This is a genomic window from Streptomyces sp. NPDC048479 (assembly GCF_040651435.1).
In the GTDB taxonomy this organism is placed as follows: Bacteria; Actinomycetota; Actinomycetes; order Streptomycetales; family Streptomycetaceae; genus Streptomyces.
Genome location: NZ_JBEZKA010000002.1, coordinates 92,491 through 109,391, shown reverse-complemented (window position 1 = coordinate 109,391; position 16,901 = coordinate 92,491). Strand labels below are relative to the sequence as shown.

Here is a 16,901-nt window from a genome sequence, read left to right as displayed (position 1 = left end):
CCGGACCATAGGAGATGCGGCACCGCTGGCGGTCGGCCACCAGGAGGGCAGGTCCGGCCGGTTGGTACCGCAGCCGCATCAGCGGGTGTCCGTCGGGACGAGTTGAAGAAGCGGATCCGAGGTCATGCGCACCAGCTGGGTCACAGTCTTAAGCATGTGCCCACCTCTAGCTGACAAAGCCGGGAGATGACAGCCCGTCCACCTCGTGGGTGGATTCCCCTGCTGTGTTCGGCGGCTGATAGCTTCTGCGAACACTTGGCGGGGCACGGGGAGCACGGGGATCGCATGAGCCACCATGAGCAGGACCGGGCAGGCACCCGGCTGCCCGAAGGTGTACCGCCGATACGGCCACGGTGGCTGCCAAGGGTGCCGCCGGTACACGGTCAGGGGCCCTGGCGCGCCCGGGGCAACAAGCTGCTCTGCGCGGTCGCCTTCCTCGGGATGGGGGCGAGCCTGTGGGCGTTCTGGCTCACGTATACAGATGTGCGGGACCGGGCCGCGAGCGAGGAGCGGATTGCCGAGGCCTGCGCCGGGATCGTGGACGCCGAAGCGGTGATGGACCTGCGGGGCGGGGTCGTCAGGGCCAAGCCGGGCAGTGGGGAAAATGACGAGATCCAGCTCGATGCGCTGCCGGAATCGTGTCGGATCTACTGGGTGCCCGGGCCGGGTAAGACCGACTATCTATTCTCACTTGTCGTTCGCACCTCCGCCGACGACGTGCCCATGAACCTGGTGGGTGACGAGTCATGGCTCGAACCATTCGGCCGCCGCGGAGACCTGGCGTCCCGCCCGGACGACGTGACCCGTCATGCCGACCACGCAGAGCCCCGTCCACTGGGCGACGGCACCCTCGGCCGCTACAGCGATGATTCCGTCACGGTCCGGGCCGACTGCGCATCCGGGAAGCCCGCTTCCTTGCAGGTCACGGCCAGAGCCGACTACGACGAGGTGTCGGACGAGGACCGCGGAATTCTTGCCGAGCTGGCCCGCGGATCTGCGGTACAAGCTGCCGCAAGACTGAAGTGCGACTCTCAACTCGAGCAAATTCCGGAGCGGTTGACGACGCCCGCACGAGAGCTCCGCGCACCGAAGTCCGCGAAGGCCTCCTGTGCCTGGTACGGCAGGCACCTCGGAGGCTCCCGGCGTGGACGGCTGCCGGACCGCATGCTGGAGGCACCCACTGGTGACAAGAGCGCGACGGAAACCTGCCTGCTGGCCGTCAGCCCTGCCGGCGTGCGCGAGATCGCCCAGCACTTGGGTGGATCCGAGCGTGAGTACGCGGACAGTGCACTCACGCACTCTCCCTGGTGGATGAGGACCGCCTCGTTCTTCGGTGCCGAGGCGGAGTCGGTCGCCATGGCGGACATCGATGACCACGAGTACCTCAAACCGGGCACCGCAGGTGGCGGGGAGGGGCCCGGCGTCTGGTGGGCCTCGTCAGTCTGTGACGGGCGGCCCGCCATCCACGCCCTCACCGTCAGCTACACCTACGACAGCGTCGTGCTTGACCGCCTGCCTGCTCTCTTCCGGGCGTACGTCAACGACATCACCGAACGTCGCGGCTGCACCGACGTGAAATTCCCCGCGCCCTCTGCCTTCAAGGCGGACAGTAGGTGATGATGACGCCGACGGCGGAGCGGAGGGCCGACCCGCTGGTCGCCGAAGGCGTTGGAGAGCCGGATCCGCAGTCCGCCGACGCCGGTACGGACGAGAGGCGGTAGGTCCGCTCCTGCGCGGCCACCGTACCGAGCCGGTCGGTGCCGACGGCCCAGGTGACGACGGGCGAGGTGCGAGGCGGTGGGAGTGGGGGGCGGGGCGGCGTGTGCTGCCCCGGCCGTGAGGACCGCGCTGATCGTGACGGCGGTAGCAGCACGCCCTTGTAGGCAGGACCTCTTCATGTGGGCATGAACATGCCAGTGGGGTTGCATTCGCTCCCGTACCCGCACCCGGTGTCCATACCGCCTGTCACGGACCGAACGGTCGTGAACTCCCCACGGCACACGAGGAGTTATTTGCCGCCGGAGATTCCTGCTGCGAGGATCGCGTGATCGATCAACCTTTGACACCTTGAGCATCTGGGGGCTTCGTATGACCGGGACCGAGCCGGCTGCCGCGCGGATCGACACCAGCAAGCCGCATCCGGCCCGGGTGTACGACTGGTTCCTGGGCGGCAAGGACAACTACCCGGTCGACGAGGAACTCGGCCGCCACATCATGGGCATCGACAACCGCGCCAAGCATGTCGCCCGGACCAACCGGTGGTTCATGCACCGTGCCACCCGGTGGCTGGTCGGCGAGGCGGGCGTGCGCCAGTACCTGGACATCGGCACCGGCATCCCCACCGAGCCCAATCTGCACCAGATAGCCCAGACCGCCGCCCCCGAGTCACGCGTCGTCTACACCGACAACGACCCGATCGTGCTCACCCATGCGGCAGCACTGCTGCGCAGCACCCCGGAAGGCGTCACCGACTACATCCAGGCGGATGTGCGCGAACCCGGCCGCATCCTCGAACAGGCCAGGAAGATCCTGGACTTCGAGCGGCCGATCGCCCTCTCGCTCGTGGCGCTGCTGCACTTCGTCGGCGACGACGACAGCCCGTACGAGCTGGTGCGCCGGCTCGTGGACGCGCTGCCGTCCGGCAGCTACCTCGTACTGTCACAGCTCACCGCCGACTTCGACCCGCTGGCCGTCCAGCGGGGCGTCGACATGTACGCGGCCGGCGGCGTCACGCTGGTGCCGCGCCCGTATGCCGAGATCGGCCGCTTCTTCGAGGACCTCGAGCTGACGGAGCCCGGCATCGTCCAGTTGACGCAGTGGCACCCGGAGTTCGGCGTGGACGAAGTCACCGAAGGGAACGAGGCGGCCTCGCTGTACGCGGGAGTGGCACGCAAGCCGTAGCCGTAGCCGTAGCCGTAGCCGTAGCCCGCTCGGGCGGGAGCGGGAGTCCCGGTCCCGCGGTACCCAAATTCTGCTTATGATGCGCGTGTGTTCGATTCCCGGCACATCAAAACGTTCCATGAAGTGGTCCGCACCGGTTCGTACTCCGCGGCCGCTCGCGCGCTCGGCTATACACAGCCGGCGATCACGCAGCAGATGAAGGCTCTCGAACGGGACGTCGGCACACCGCTGTTCATCCGGGTCGGCCGCGGCATGCGCCTCACCGAGGCCGGAGAGGCGCTGTCGCGGCACGCCGCGGTCATCCTCGACAGCATGTCCGCGGCCCAGCAGCAGATGGGCGCACTCACCCGGCTGCGCGCCGGACGCGTCCGTGTCTGTGCCTTCCCCAGCGCCAACGCCACCATCATCCCCGAGGCGATGGCCCGGCTGGCCGCCGGCCATCCCGGGGTCCGCGTCGAACTGCTGGAGAACGAGCCGCCGGAGTCGCTGCAGCGGCTGGTGCGCGGCGAGTGCGACATCACGCTCGCGTTCACCTATCCCGGGCTGCACGAACACGTACCCGACGAGCTGGTGGAGATCCCGCTCCTCGAGGACCAGCTGACGGTGCTGCTGCCGGCCGGGCATCCGCTGGCGCGGCGGCGGGCGGTGCAGCTGGCGGATCTGGCGGAGGAGCGGTGGATAGCGGGGTGTCTGCGCTGCCGGGCCAACCTCCTCCACGAGTGCGCGGAACAGGGATTCGCGCCGGACATCGCGTTCACCACGGACGACAATCTTGTGGTGCAGAGCCTGGTCGCCGAAGGTCTCGGCGTCGCCATGATCCCGGCGCTCGTACTGAACTTCCTCTGTCACCGGAAGGTCACCGGGCGGGCGCTGCAGCCCGCCAGGCGGCGGCAGATCTCGGCGTACATCCTGCGGGAGCATCTGCGGATTCCGGCGACGGCTCTGGTTCTCGAGGAACTCAAGGCTGTCGCGGCGAACAAGGTCGGCTGCTGAAGTCATGCGCTGAGCTCATGCGCTGAGCTCATGAGCTGAACTCATAAGCGGGGCTTGGGAAGTCGCGAAGAAACCCTCGTTGGACGTGATGGATCAGGGGGCACGACGCTGCCCGTATGACCACTTCGACCACTTCGACGGCATCGAGTGCATCCGCAGCTTTCCGGGTGACGCGTACGACCGACCGTCTCGACACGCTGATCGCCGAGGTGCGCGAGGCCGTCGGGCGCGGACTGCCACCGGACCTGACGGCGTATCTGGTCGGTGAACGCCTGGCGCCGCATCTCGGAGCGGACGATCTGCTCACACCGGAGCAGTGCGAGAGCGACTCCGCGTGCTACCGCCAGCATCTGCTGCACGCCGAGCACGACGGGAGCTTCTCGGTCGTCGCACTGGTCTGGCTGCCGGGACAGGGCACGTCCGTGCACGACCATGTGTCGTGGTGTACGACGGGTGTGCACGAGGGCGAGGAGCGCGAGCGGCGCTACCGCCTCCTCCCGTCCCCGACGACCGGCACGGCCGCGCGCCTGGTCGCCACCGGCGATGTGATCAACGCGCAGGGCGATGTATGCGGCTTCGCTCCGCCCGGCGACATCCACCGGGTCTGGAACGCGGGCGCGGACCGGGCGATATCGCTCCACGTCTACGGAGCGGACATCTCCCGTCTCGGCACGAGCGTCCGCCGGGTCTACGAACTGCCGGCCGACCGCTGATGGCGCTGCTCCGGGAACGGGCGGCCACAGCCTCACCGTCAGGCTCCGTCTCGGCGCCGACTCGCCGGCGCGGGCTCGCGCTCGCGGTGTTCGGCGTCGCCGTGGCCTGGTCCGTGCATCAACTGGTGCCGGACATACCGATGCTGACCGCTGCCGTGGTGCTGGGCATCGTGGCCGCGCATCTGCCGGTGGCGCGCTCGATCGTCCGGGGAGCGGCCCGCCCGGGACTCTCGTACGCCGCGAAACGCCTGATGCGCATCGGCATTGTGCTGCTCGGACTGAAGCTGAGCCTGAACGATGTGCTCGGACTCGGCTGGGCGACAGTCACGATGGTCCTCGGAGTCGTCACGCTGACCTTCTTCGGCACCTGGTGGCTGGGCCGCCGGATGGGGCTGCCCGGCGACCAGCCGCTGCTGATCGCCGCCGGGTACTCGATCTGCGGCGCGTCCGCGATCGGCGCGGTGAGCGAGGCGACGGACAGCGACGAGCGCGACGCGGCGACATCGGTGGCGCTGGTGACCCTGTGCGGGACCCTCGCCATCGCCGTACTGCCGCTGCTGCAGCAGCCGTTGGGGCTGAGCGACGCGGAATTCGGCCGGTGGGTCGGCGCGAGCGTGCATGACGTGGGCCAGGTCGTCGCCACCGCGCAGACCGCCGGTCCCGGCGCGCTCGGTGAGGCGGTCCTGGTCAAGCTGATGCGGGTGGCGCTGCTCGCGCCGCTCGTCGCTGCGGTGGCCGTGTCCGTACGCCGCCGGCGACGGGCCGGCGCGACATCGGGCTCCGGTACGGCAGGCAGGAAGCGGCTTCCGCTCGTCCCGCTCTTCGTGGTCGGCTTCCTGGCGATGGTGGCCCTGCGTAGCACGGGCCTGCTCCCGACGGCCGCGATCGACGCGGCGCAGCGGGTGCAGGAACTGCTGCTGGCCGCCGCGCTGTTCGGCCTGGGCAGCGCGGTCGACCTGCCGTCGTTGACACGAACGGGCGTGCGGGTCGCGGCGCTCGGACTGTGCGCGTGGGCGGTGGTGGCGGGGGTTTCGTACGCGGGAGTGCTGCTGGTGATGGGCTGAGCCTCGCGCGGACGTGCTTCGTGAAGCCGCCGTGCGTCGCCTTTCGTGCGTCGCCTTTCGTGCGTCGTGCGCCGCGCGTCGTGCGTCCGTGTCCGTCCCGCGTCAGCGCTCGGAGCCTTTGCCGAGCAGCGGTTTCACGTCGATGACGGGTGTGCCGTCCAAGGCTTCCAGGTTGAGCACACGGACCCGTAGCCCCTCGATGGCGACGATCTCCACGCGGTGCAGCCCCACCGGATTGGGACGGTCGGGGGAGCGCGTGCTGAACACGCCCGTCTCCGGCCGCGACCGATCATCGCGCGGGCGCACCGCCAGCACGTCCCGGCGGGCGCGGTCGAGCCAGGTCAGCACGAGCACCTCGGTCCCGGCCCGCAGGTCGCGAATACCCTCCGCCACGCCTTGCTCGAACACCAGCCACGCCTCGGGCGAACCCTCGTCACCCTGCTTCGGAGCCTCGGCGCGACGCAGCAAGGGAGACTCGACCCAGCCGATGGGCTGCAGAACGTACGGCGGCCGCTCAGGGGCGTTCTCGCCGCTCATTCGGGGGTGAGCCATTGTCCGTCGCGCATGAGCTCGCGGCCCTTGAGCTCGTTCTCTTCGCGCCAGGCCTGGAGCCGCTGGGGGTGAATGCGGAAGTAGAGATAGGTGCTGCTGAGCCGGCGCGGGTCGAAGCCGGTTCTGTCGGCGAAGGCGTCGCCGGTCCCGTCCGGGAGATCGGTGGCCGCCAGCGCCTGCACCGTTCCCTCGATGAGGACGACATCGCGGGTGGGCCCGACGGCGAGGCGGACCTTGCCGGTGGCCTGGAGATTGCGGGCGGTCGGGCTGGAAGCTGCTGTGGCCACCAGCAGGGTGGCGCCGTCCCAGAGGAACGACAGCGGAATCAGATAAGGGGTCCCGCTGTCTGCGTCGGCCGTGGCCACCCATACATCGATGTCCTGCTCGAGCCGGCTCAGCACGTCCTGCTTGCGTTGTTTCGCGGTCCGGGCGGGCGGGGTCATCGGGAGCAGCCTCCTGATTGCCGATAGAGATCGAGTCCGGGCGTGATGACGGGCGTGACGACGGTGGTGATGAACGGCGGTACGACGGGCGGGATGACGGGCGGCGCGGTCCTCGCGAGTCTGTCACGATGACCGCGTTCCACGGTGCTGTCCGGCCCAAAGAGCCCGGATCGGACCCGCGTCCACTCTCTCTGGGCCGTCGCCGATCAGCTGAGCAACGTCGGCGCCGCCCGCTCCAGTACTGCGGAGACCCGCTCCCATGTCACCATGTCCCGTTCCACCGGCGGCAGTTCGGCCGCATTTCCGACCTGCCAGCTGCCCGCCACCGCCACCGGATCCTGGCCGGTCGCTGCGCCCGCGGCGAGCGCCGCCGCGCCGAGGGCGACCAGTTCGCCGCTCTCGGGAATCAGCAGGGGGCGGCCGGAGAGGCGGCGTACGGTCTCCACCCAGTGCCGCCCCTTGGCCCCGCCGCCCACCAGTCGCAGCGGGCGGGCGGCGACTTCCCCGTCGTTCGGATCGAGGCCGCAGGTGCGCAGCACCTCGTCGAGAGCGCGCAGTACTGTCACGACCGCGCCTTCGTAGGCGGCGCCGAGGAGTTGCTGGCGGCTGGTGGTGTGGCGCAGCCCGGTGAGCAGACCGGAGGCGGCGGGCAGATCAGGGGAGCGCTCGCCGTCGAGGTAGGGCAGCAGCACGACCTCACCGCCCGCCTCGGCGGTGTCGCGGTGCAGGCCCAGCAGGGCGGCGATCTTGTCGACCGCGAGCGTGCAGTTCAGCGTGCAGGCCAGCGGGAGGTACGTACCGTCGGCTGCGGCGAACCCGGCGAGTGCCGTGGACGCCGGCCGGGTGCGGCTGGCGGCGAAGACCGTGCCGGAGGTGCCGAGGCTGAGGGCCGGATGGTCCAGTAGCCCGGCGCCGCCGAGCCCGAGGCCGACCGCGGCGGCCATGTTGTCGCCGGTGCCCGCGGCGACCGCGATGCCGGCGGGCAGGCCGAGTTCCGCGGCGGCAGCGGCGGTCAGCGAGCCGATATGGGCCGCGCCGGTGGCGGCCACCTCGGGCAGCAAGTCGGCGTCCAGGCCGATCAGTTGGAGGAGTTCGGGGTCGTACGCTCCGATGGCGGTGGAGTACCAGCAGGTGCCCGATGCGTCGCCGGGGTCGGTGGCCGCGATGCCCGCCAGCCGTTCGGTGAGGAAGTCGTGGGGAAGGCGGACCGCGGCCGCTGCCTTGGCCGCACGCGGTTCGTGCTCACGCAGCCACTGCCACTTCGCGGCCGTCATCGAGGCCACCGGCACCGATCCGGTACGCGCCGTCCAGGCGTCCGGGCCGCCCAGCGCCTCGGTCAGGGCGGCGGCCTGCGGAGCCGAGCGGGTGTCGTTCCAGAGCAGCGCGGGACGCACCGGATGCCCGGCGCGGTCGAGGACGACCAGGCCGTGCTGCTGCCCGGCGACCGCGATGCCGGTCACGGCCGACGCGGCGAGACCGGACTCCTTGAGGCCCATGGCGACGGCCTCGCGCAGCGCGTGCCACCACACTTCGGGATCGCTCTCGCGTGCGCCGCTCTCGCCGGTGACCTGGTGCGCGGCCCGGCCGACGGCGAGCGTACGGCCGGTGGCGGCGTCGATGAACGCGGCCTTGGCGGACTGGGTCGAGCTGTCCACGCCGATGACGACCGTCTGGGTCGGCATTGCCTCACCTCTCCCTCCCGGCCTATTTTGGCCGACGCCCAACAAATTACGTCACCCGGTCCCGCGCGAACAGATCAAGAACAGGTACTGATGGGCCCCTGTGATCACATGGGCGGGTGCAGTATTAGTAAGGTAAGAAAACAAACCCTGGATCGAAGGCGGTCATGGCGATGTCGGAACGCTTCACACCCACCCCCGAGGACAGGTTCAGCTTTGGCCTCTGGACGGTCGGCTGGCAGGGCAGGGACCCCTTCGGAGAGGCGACCCGGGCGCCGCTGGACCCCGTTGAATCCGTGCAGTACCTCGCCGGGCTCGGCGCGTACGGCGTCACGTTCCACGACGACGACCTGATTCCCTTCGGCGCTACCGAGGCCGAGCGTGAATCGCACATCAAGCGCTTCCGGCAGGCGCTGGACGCGACCGGTCTGGTGGTGCCGATGGCCACCACCAATCTTTTCACCCACCCCGTCTTCAAGGACGGCGGCTTCACCGCCAACGACCGGGACGTACGTCGTTACGCGATGCGCAAGACCATCCGCAACATCGACCTCGCCGCCGAGCTCGGGGCCCGTACCTACGTCGCCTGGGGCGGCCGCGAGGGCGCGGAGTCGGGCGCGGCGAAAGACGTACGCACCGCTCTGGACCGGATGAAGGAAGCCTTCGACCTGCTGGGGGAGTATGTCACCGAGCAGGGGTACGACCTGCGGTTCGCCATCGAGCCCAAGCCCAATGAGCCGCGCGGGGACATCCTGCTGCCCACCGTCGGCCACGCGCTGGCCTTCATCGAGCGCCTGGAGCGGCCGGAGTTGTACGGGGTGAACCCGGAGGTCGGCCATGAGCAGATGGCCGGGCTGAACTTCACGCACTCCATAGCCCAGGCGATGTGGGCCGACAAGCTCTTCCACATCGACCTCAACGGGCAGAGCGGCATCAAGTACGACCAGGACCTGCGCTTCGGCGCCGGTGATCTGCGCTCCGCGTTCTGGCTGGTCGATCTGTTGGAGACAGGCGGCTACGAAGGGCCGCGGCACTTCGACTTCAAGCCCCCGCGTACCGAGGACTTCGACGGGGTGTGGGTATCGGCGGCCGGCTGTATGCGCAACTATCTGATCCTCAAGGAGCGGGCCGCCGCCTTCCGCGCGGATCCGCGGGTACAGGAGGCGCTGCGGGCCGCGCGCCTCGACGAGCTGGCCCGGCCCACCGCCGAGGACGGGTTGTCCGGGTTGCTCGCCGACCGTGCGTCGTTCGAGGAGTTCGACGTCGAGTCGGCGGCCGAGCGGGGCATGGCCTTCGAGTACCTGGACCAGCTGGCCATGGACCACCTTCTCGGCGTGCGCTGACAGCCCGGGTGCTTGCCGGGACTCCGCCCCGGACCCCGTGCCTCAAACGCCGGCGGGGCTGGATTCCCCTTAGGACACCGCGTACGCCACCGGGTCGGCCAGCACGTCCCGCACCACGAGAGCAGCCGCGCCGCGCGCCGCGTCCGCAGCCGCCGACGAGGCGCGCAACCGCCCGCTGCCCTCGGGCCACAGCCCCGACACCACCCGGTCGGCCAGCTCGCCGCCGGCCGGCGGCGACAGCCAGGGCAGTAGCGGCCGGTAGATCCCGCCGAGCACCACCGCGTCCGGGTCGAAGAGGTTCACCGCGCCGGACAGCACCCGGCCCAGCATCAGCCCGGCCTGTCCGATCGCCGTCACCGCGCGCTCGTCGCCGGCGCCGGCCCGGCGCTCCAGTTCGGCCACGCCCGCCGCGCCGGTGGACTCGTCGATGCCCGCGGCCCGCAGCAACGCGGACTGACCCGCGTACTGCTCCAGACAGCCCCGCGAGCCACAGCGGCACTCGGGACCGTCCGCGGACACCACGACATGGCCGATCTCCCCGGCGAATCCGTGCGCCCCGCGCAGCAGTTCACCGTCCAGGACCAGCGCGCCGCCGACGCCGATCTCGCCCGACAGATAGAGAAAGCTGCGCACCTCGCCCAGACCGCCGAACCACAGCTCGGCCAGGGCCGCCAGATTGGCCTCGTTCTCCGCGTGCACCGGCAGCGCGGGCAGGCCGGGCCGCAGCGCTGCGAGCGCCTCCGCGAACGGAGTCTCGGCCGCGACCCCGGTCCAGCCCAGATTGGGCGCCTGCCGGACCGTACCCGCCGAGATGAGCCCCGGCAGCGCCAGCTCCGCGCCGACCGGCCGCAGCTCCTGCTCGGCGGCCGACGTCAGCGCCCGGGCGGCGATCCCGGCAGCCCGGGCGAGTACCTGGGCGGGCGGTGCGCCACGATGGTCGAGGTGCTCGACCAGACGCACCCGGTCGGTGCCCGCCAGATCCACCACACACACCGACACATAGTCGACGTTGATCTCGACCCCGATGCCCGCGACGCCGGTACGGGCCACTTTCAGTACCGTGCCGGGCCGGCCGGCCTGACCGCTGAACGTCTTCCCGGACTCGGACAGGAAGCCGCTCTCCAGGAGTTGCTCGACCAGCGAGGAGACGGCCGCACGGGTCAGCCCCACCCGCGCCGAGACACCGGCCCGTGTCACCTCGCCCTCGTCGCGGACAGCCCGCAGCACCAGGCTGAGATTGTGCCGTCGCACCGTCTCCCGGTCGGCCTTGGGCTCCAGCGGTGTGTGATTGCCCGCGGAGCCGTTCGTGTCATTGCCGTTCATCTCGCGGCCGAGCCTAGGCGATCGGCTTCCGATCTCACGCCTGGGCCGGGTCGGTCTCCGGCTCGCTGTGGGGTTCCTCGGCGATCTGCAGCTCCTCGTCGGTCAGCGGCGGCCCCGGCAGGCGCGGCAGCCGGGGTCCGCGCAGCGCGGCCAGCACGACCCGTGGCCCGACCAGCGAGGTGAGCGGTGCGGAGAGCGTCATCACATCCGTCAGAGCAGTGGTGACCAGGAAGTTTCCTGTCGAGGTCAGCATCAGACGGTCGACGTAGCGGCCGAGCAGCCGGTCCACCGCGCCCGGCTGCTTGCCGGTCGCCCCCGGGTAGAAGATGTCCTGTCCCGTGGCCAGGTCCCAGGCCGTTCCGGTGGACTTGGAGATGGCCCGCTGTGCCCGCCGGGCCAGCCCCGCCGAGGTGGGCCCGTGCGTCCGGATCTGGTCGCGCAAGGCCCGTACGCCCTGCGCCGCCACGGACATTCCGTGGCCGTAGACGGGATTGAAGGTGGCCACCGAGTCACCCACCGCGACGAAACCGTCGGGCCAGCCGGCGACCTTCTCGAAGTACCTGCGCCGGTTGGATGTGTTGCCGAACGTGACCACGTCGCTGATTGGCTCGGCACGCGAGATGAGCTCACCGACTATGGGGTGCCGCACTCCGCGCGCGAATGCCTCGAAGGCATCGGCCGCTTTGGTGGGCTGCCCGCCCCGGGTGCCGGACAGTGTCACGAGCCAGCGCCCGTCCTCGACCGGGAGGACGAGTGCGGCCTGGCCGGGCCGCTGCTCGCGCGCGTTGGACTGCACATTGACGATGGGGAACTCCGCCGTGCCCCGTGGAGCACGGAAGAGGCGGCTGGCGTACACCAGGCCGGCGTCCACCTGGTCCTCGTGCACCGCATCGACGCCCAGCGCCCGCAGCATTTCCGGCGCGCGAGTGCCGCGGCCGCTGCAGTCGACGACCAGATCGGCAGCCAGAACAAGCTCACCGCCTTCGGGGGTCCGTACCCGCACCCCCGTCACACGGGCGGAACTTCCTTCGAGGGCGAGCAGTTTGGTGTGCTCGAGCAGGGTGATGCGCGGTTCTGCCAGGACCTGCTCGCGTATGACCCAGTCGAGCAGATCGCGGCTGCAGGCGATCAGGTAGTGAGTCTCGGTCCAGCGCCGGTACCAGCCCTGCGGAGACAGTCCGACCATGCCCGTCGGCAGTGGGATGCGGCGGGCGCCGGCCGCCAGCCAGCGAGCGGTGACACCGGGCAGCAGGGACTCGATCGCCTCGACTCCTCCGCACCACAGTATGTGGGCATGAGCTGCCTGAGGCAGGTGCTTACGGGGCTCGGGGCCGGCCGGGAGAGAGTCGCGTTCCACGACGGTGACCTCGTCGGCGAACTCGCCCAGTGCGGCGGCCGCCAGCATCCCGGCCAGTCCTCCGCCGACGACGACGGCGTGACGGAGGGCAGGGCCCGTGCCGGGTCTGTGTGGTTGGCTCATGGGTGGCTGCTCTCCGACCTGGCCGCACAACGGCGGGCTGCTGCAACGACAGGTGAGTGACGCAACGCTTGGGACATCCCGACGAGATCGCGCTGGGCCTGCTCGGGTGCGGCGGAACGGGTGTCCGCCGCGGTGATGATCATCCCCTGTGGGTCGGCGTCCCGGGCGATCACCGCGGCGGCCAGCATCGCCGCCTCGGCGACGGCCTCCGCCTGGTGCGTATCGGTCCCCGAAGCGAGCGCCGCGGCATGGGACTCCGCCCGCAGGCCGTGGTCGAAGTACGGGTCCAGAGCGAGGATGCCGTCATGGATGAACGCTTCCCGCTGGGTCAGCCGGAGGTCGAGGGACGACCACCGGGAGATCGGGACCGCCATGGCACCTTCAGGAGCGGTGGAGCGCAGTTCGCGCCAGAGCGCGCCCAGCTTCCAGTAGGTGGACCAACTCTGCCAGGACTCGGAGAGTCGCTGTCCGGCCACCGGGAGAATGAACCCGGCGGCGATGATCAGAGCGGAGGCGGACGCCAGCGGCGGTGCCACGCGGGTGCTCAGGGCGTCCCAGTTGTGCCCGGCCCACCGAGCGGATACGGCGGAGTACTTGGCCGCGTCGAAGCCGAGGTTGAGGAAGTAGCCGATCATGATGAGCACCAGACCGGTGCGCAGCCAGCCGTGGACCCGCAACGACCAGCGCCAGCACAGGACGGTCATCACGACCGCCGCCACCGTGTGCGCCACAAGATAGAGGACGATCATCTCGCGCATGTACGGAGTGTTCGCGTAGTACGTGTCCAGGTCCCGCAGCCGCTCGACGGGAGCGTCACCGAGGGCGAAGAGGACGATCATCGCCACGATGACCGTGCCGTACGCGGTGATGCAGCGGCGGGACGCACGCCGGGTGACTTCGGGCGGGCCTCCGCGCCAGTTGATGATGAGCACAAGGCAGGAAGCGCTGAAGGCCGTGAGGATGCAGTAGACGAGCGGCGCGGAGAAGTTGGGTACACCGGTGATGCGGTTCACCGCGGCGATGGTGGGCGGCGCCGCGAAGAAGAACACCGAGACGGCCACCAGCAACAGCGCGCTGACGGACCGCAGCAGCGGATCACGCCAGGTGCGGCTGATTCCGGGCAGCCGGAACGCGAACGCGACGGCGAGCGCGGCCCCGGGTATGTAGAAGTCCAGACCCTCCACGCATCAGCCCTGCGGCTTTCGGTACCCCAGCGACGCTTCGATACGGCCTTCGATCGCATCCCGGCCGGGAACGCGGCCGCGTGTGTGCGAACCGGTCAGCCAAGAACGGCATTTGGTGCTCAGCAGCAGTCCGAAGGTCTCCGCCTCGTTCTCCTCGGCCGCGTCGAAGCGCGTACGGGCGGCGACCTTGAGCACGGTGTCCTGCAGATCGGCGCCGTCCGTCAGCAGCCGCGCCGCGACGGCCGCGCCTTCGACATGGTGGCTGCAGTGACCGGCCTGCATATGCCACAACTCATGTCCGAGGATCACCAGTTGGTGGTCGGGGGCGGTACGTTCCTCAATGACGATCAGGTCCTGGTCGGCCATGTCGAGCCACAGCCCGCTGGCGGTTCCCGGCGGGAACGAAGCCACGCGGAACTGGACCGGCCGGCCCCGGCGGCTGCCCATCTTCTTGCACAGCGCCGCATAGAGATCTGCCGGTTCCGCAGGGACGGGCAGGTCGATCCCGGCCATGAGCTCGCCGCACAACCGCCGCATCTCTTTACCTATGCTCACCGTTCTCCCGTCGGCGCAGAGTTCATTTCAGGACTCCGTCGGCTTGACGCTCTCCAGGAGCATGTCGAGCCACTCGGTGACCTTGTCCCGGTGTTTGTCGGTGGGGAGTTGGGCCGCACGCCAGGCGATGCCCCGTACCCCGTGGTCCTGCAGCAGACGCTCCAGCGGATCGCCGTCACCGGCGAAGTCCTGCAGCAGGGTCTGCTCGGTGCGCTGCAGGGCGCCGTCGAGTGCGTCGGCGTCCTCGGCGGTCAGGAATCCGGCGTGGACCTTGAAGAACCGCTGGATCGCGTCGCAGTGTTCCATGGTCGGCCGGCGGTCGCCGTTGATGAGGGCCCCCGCCTGCTGCCGTGACATGCCCGCGCCGTCGGCGATCTCCTGCTGGGTGTAGCGGCGGCCGTTGGGCTTCAGCCGTGTTCTGCGCAACAGATCGAAGCGCTGCAGAAAGCGTGCCTGGAGGTCGGGTTCGCCGGCCCGCTGCCCGGCGAGCAGGGCGCCGATCACGTCGGCGGGGACGCCCGAGGCCTCGGACAGCTGATGGACGTCGAATACCTCGCCATGGGTCAGCCCGAGCTTGTCCGCGAGCTCGGCGACACGGGCAACGGATGCCGCCAGGGGGACTGTGGCCGTCGAACCCGGAACCGAGAAGCCGTCTGTCACCAGTAGGTCTCCTAGATCACGCGAGGCAGCCCCGCATACAGTGGCGCTGCCGGGAGATTATCCGTTTAGGGAGAGCGTAGCCAGGTCTTGCCACAGCTGTGGCGCGAATTGAGCGGTCAACGGCGGGCAATGCCACGATAGTTGACATGGTCGTTGTTGCGGTAGCAGGATCGCCACGCGGTGATGATGATCCAAATGGCCCTGCCGCAGCGGGACTTCGAGAAGGGTGGCGTTCTCGATGACACATGAGGCAGGCGTGGAACGGCCTGGTGTCCAAGGGCGCCGAGGGTGTGCCGGAACGGCCCGTGGCGCGGTGCGGGCGAGACGGGTCACCGATGTCCTTCGACGGCGCCGTGAGGAGCTCGGCCTGAGCGTGGAGGACGTCGCCGCGCGGCTCGAGATCAGCACGGGCGCGTACGGCAGCTGGGAGCGGACACCCGCCCAGGAGTGGACCGACGAGACGCTCTGTGCCCTGGTCAAGGCTCTCGAGATGAGCGATCAGCAGGGAGGATGGCTCTTCCGCCTCGCCGTCGACCGTGATCCGCCGCCGCCCTGGAAGACCCCTGCCGGGGCGTCCGTTCCGGCGCCTCCGCTGGGGCCCGCGCGTCCGTCCGGTCCCGCGTTTCCGTCCGGTCCCGTACGTCCGTACATCCCTGTGTCCCCGTCGCTGCCCGCGAGCCCGTCCGATCCCGCGGATCGGGCTGATCCCGCGGAGAGTTCCGACCCCGAGACACGGGCCTATCTGCGTGACTACGCCGTGATGATGGACGCCGTGCCGCTGCCCTCCGTGCTCTTCGACCGGCGCTGGGAGGTGGCGCACGCCAACCCGGCCTTCGACACGCTCTTCCGCGGCATCGGGCCGCACCCCACGGCCATGCCGGACCAGAACTTCCTCCGGTTCGTGCTCTTCCACCCGGACGCGGGCACGGTGCTCGCCGACCGCGAGACGAGCTGGTGCCTGCCATTGCTGGCGCAGTTGGAGTCGGCCCTGGAGAGCGACGACGAGGACCGAGTTCTTCAGGCCATTCGTCACGACATCGCCGAGGACCCGATCATGGACGCCGCCTACCGGTGCGGTCTCCCGCACTGGATGCGCGCCGCGGGCGCGGCCGCCGTCCATCACGATGGTGCCCTGCGGCCGCTCCATCACCCCGATCCCCGCCGGGGGCGCACCGAGTGCCGGATCGTCGACGAGACCCCCGCGAGCCTTCAGGGCCGGGGGTTCACCAGGATGACGCTGGTACTGCGCGAAACGCGCGTAGCCGAACCGGTGCTGCGGCGGGGCAAATCGCATCTGAGGGCCGTCTCCAGCGGCTGAGCCGGGACCGGGGGCCGACGCCGGTGGCAGCGGCCCCTCACCCTTGTCAGGGGTTGGCGCGTCCATGACGATGCACTCATGTCGCAGCAGACCTCAGGAAACGCAGGCGGCCCCACCAACCCCTTTGGCGCCGGCCGGAGAGCGGTTCTGGCGGCCGCAGCCGGAACCGCCGCGCTCGGCGCGGCGCTGACCGGCGTCGGCGCACCGCCCGCGGCCGCCGGGGCGCGCACCCCCGACCGGGACCGCCCCGCCACCGCCCAGCTCCCCTCCCGCGAACTGCGCGCGCTCCTGCGGGAGATCGACCGGGACCGTATCGAGGCGACGGTGCGCAAGCTCGCCTCCTTCGGCACCCGGCACACCCTCTCCGGCCAGGACGACCCGAAGCGCGGGATCGGCGCGGCCCGCGACTGGATCCTCGCCGAGCTGAAGCGGTACGCCACGGGCAGCGGCGGCCGGATGACGGTCGAGCTGCAGTCGTACATCCAGGAACCGGTACGAAGTGGTGTGGCGCGATACCACCGCGCCCGAGTGGACCCATGTCGTCCCGGCCGGTGACACGACCAGCCACACGGTCGATCTCTCCAAGGACAACGTCTTCTTCGGAGTCCGCGCCGTGAACCGGGCCGGGCTGCGCAGCCCGGTGGCATTCCCCGCTCCCCAGCGCTGATTCGGCGGCCAGCCGAGACTTGAGGT

Annotated in this window: 16 protein-coding genes; 8 read left to right on the top strand and 8 right to left on the bottom strand. The window is 70.1% G+C overall.

The window, feature by feature from the left end; genetic code table 11:
* The first annotated feature begins 285 nt into the window (after nucleotides 1–285).
* From AB0D12_RS03285 to AB0D12_RS03265, 5 genes are all read left to right on the top strand, one after another.
* Complete coding sequence (locus AB0D12_RS03285; protein ID WP_362676575.1) at nucleotides 286–1,617, top strand: hypothetical protein; 1,332 nt, start codon at nucleotides 286–288, stop codon at nucleotides 1,615–1,617.
* Nucleotides 1,618–2,088: 471 nt separating this feature from the next.
* Nucleotides 2,089–2,901, top strand: coding sequence for an SAM-dependent methyltransferase (locus tag AB0D12_RS03280; protein WP_362676573.1), 813 nt, complete (start codon nucleotides 2,089–2,091; stop codon nucleotides 2,899–2,901).
* An 87-nt stretch (nucleotides 2,902–2,988) separates the two neighbouring features.
* On the top strand, nucleotides 2,989–3,894 hold the full coding sequence (locus tag AB0D12_RS03275; protein ID WP_362676571.1) for a LysR family transcriptional regulator: 906 nt from the start codon (nucleotides 2,989–2,991) through the stop codon (nucleotides 3,892–3,894).
* Between the two features lie 116 nt (nucleotides 3,895–4,010).
* Nucleotides 4,011–4,607: a cysteine dioxygenase family protein gene (locus AB0D12_RS03270; RefSeq protein ID WP_362676569.1), complete on the top strand. Its 597-nt coding sequence runs from the start codon at nucleotides 4,011–4,013 to the stop codon at nucleotides 4,605–4,607.
* The gene (locus tag AB0D12_RS03265; protein ID WP_362676567.1) at nucleotides 4,607–5,671 is read left to right on the top strand and encodes a putative sulfate exporter family transporter; all 1,065 of its coding nucleotides are present in this window, start codon (nucleotides 4,607–4,609) and stop codon (nucleotides 5,669–5,671) included. The genes AB0D12_RS03270 and AB0D12_RS03265 overlap by 1 nt, the downstream gene beginning before the upstream one ends.
* A 102-nt stretch (nucleotides 5,672–5,773) precedes the next feature.
* Here AB0D12_RS03265 and tsaA read toward each other — a convergent pair whose 3' ends face one another.
* The 3 genes from tsaA to xylB all read right to left on the bottom strand — a co-directional run bounded on the left by tsaA (nucleotide 5,774) and on the right by xylB (nucleotide 8,348).
* Nucleotides 5,774–6,208: a tRNA (N6-threonylcarbamoyladenosine(37)-N6)-methyltransferase TrmO gene (gene tsaA / locus AB0D12_RS03260; RefSeq protein ID WP_362676565.1), complete on the bottom strand. Its 435-nt coding sequence runs from the start codon at nucleotides 6,206–6,208 to the stop codon at nucleotides 5,774–5,776.
* Nucleotides 6,205–6,666: a pyridoxamine 5'-phosphate oxidase family protein gene (locus AB0D12_RS03255; RefSeq protein ID WP_362676563.1), complete on the bottom strand. Its 462-nt coding sequence runs from the start codon at nucleotides 6,664–6,666 to the stop codon at nucleotides 6,205–6,207. Before AB0D12_RS03255 ends, tsaA begins: the two co-directional genes overlap by 4 nt.
* 206 nt (nucleotides 6,667–6,872) lie before the next feature.
* Nucleotides 6,873–8,348: a xylulokinase gene (gene xylB / locus AB0D12_RS03250; RefSeq protein WP_362676561.1), complete on the bottom strand. Its 1,476-nt coding sequence runs from the start codon at nucleotides 8,346–8,348 to the stop codon at nucleotides 6,873–6,875.
* 170 nt (nucleotides 8,349–8,518) lie between these two features.
* Between xylB and xylA the strand changes: the two genes are divergently transcribed.
* Nucleotides 8,519–9,688 carry a xylose isomerase gene (gene xylA, locus AB0D12_RS03245; RefSeq protein ID WP_362676559.1) on the top strand — a complete coding sequence of 390 codons (1,170 nt, stop codon included), beginning with the start codon at nucleotides 8,519–8,521 and terminating at the stop codon, nucleotides 9,686–9,688.
* Nucleotides 9,689–9,757: 69 nt separating this feature from the next.
* On the opposite strand, the gene AB0D12_RS03240 is transcribed toward xylA, so the two are convergent.
* The 5 genes from AB0D12_RS03240 to AB0D12_RS03220 are packed head-to-tail and all read right to left on the bottom strand — an operon-like array spanning nucleotide 9,758 to nucleotide 14,890.
* Complete coding sequence (locus AB0D12_RS03240) at nucleotides 9,758–11,011, bottom strand: ROK family protein (protein ID WP_362676557.1); 1,254 nt, start codon at nucleotides 11,009–11,011, stop codon at nucleotides 9,758–9,760.
* A gap of 34 nt (nucleotides 11,012–11,045) precedes the next feature.
* A complete protein-coding gene (locus tag AB0D12_RS03235; protein ID WP_362676555.1) occupies nucleotides 11,046–12,491 on the bottom strand; it encodes an FAD-dependent oxidoreductase in 1,446 nt (481 codons plus the stop codon).
* Nucleotides 12,488–13,675: an MAB_1171c family putative transporter gene (locus tag AB0D12_RS03230; protein ID WP_362676554.1), complete on the bottom strand. Its 1,188-nt coding sequence runs from the start codon at nucleotides 13,673–13,675 to the stop codon at nucleotides 12,488–12,490. The genes AB0D12_RS03235 and AB0D12_RS03230 overlap by 4 nt, the downstream gene beginning before the upstream one ends.
* A gap of 3 nt (nucleotides 13,676–13,678) precedes the next feature.
* Nucleotides 13,679–14,212, bottom strand: a complete 534-nt coding sequence (locus tag AB0D12_RS03225) for a toxin-antitoxin system, toxin component (protein ID WP_362677242.1) — start codon at nucleotides 14,210–14,212, stop codon at nucleotides 13,679–13,681.
* A 45-nt stretch (nucleotides 14,213–14,257) separates the two neighbouring features.
* Complete coding sequence (locus AB0D12_RS03220; RefSeq protein ID WP_362676552.1) at nucleotides 14,258–14,890, bottom strand: helix-turn-helix transcriptional regulator; 633 nt, start codon at nucleotides 14,888–14,890, stop codon at nucleotides 14,258–14,260.
* A gap of 373 nt (nucleotides 14,891–15,263) precedes the next feature.
* Here AB0D12_RS03220 and AB0D12_RS03215 point away from each other — a divergent pair, with 373 nt between their 5' ends.
* Together AB0D12_RS03215 and AB0D12_RS03210 are read left to right on the top strand one after the other, a co-directional pair.
* Nucleotides 15,264–16,208: a transcriptional regulator gene (locus AB0D12_RS03215; protein ID WP_362676550.1), complete on the top strand. Its 945-nt coding sequence runs from the start codon at nucleotides 15,264–15,266 to the stop codon at nucleotides 16,206–16,208.
* A gap of 78 nt (nucleotides 16,209–16,286) precedes the next feature.
* The gene (locus AB0D12_RS03210) at nucleotides 16,287–16,763 is read left to right on the top strand and encodes a hypothetical protein (protein WP_362676548.1); all 477 of its coding nucleotides are present in this window, start codon (nucleotides 16,287–16,289) and stop codon (nucleotides 16,761–16,763) included.
* Nucleotides 16,764–16,901 lie beyond the last annotated feature (138 nt).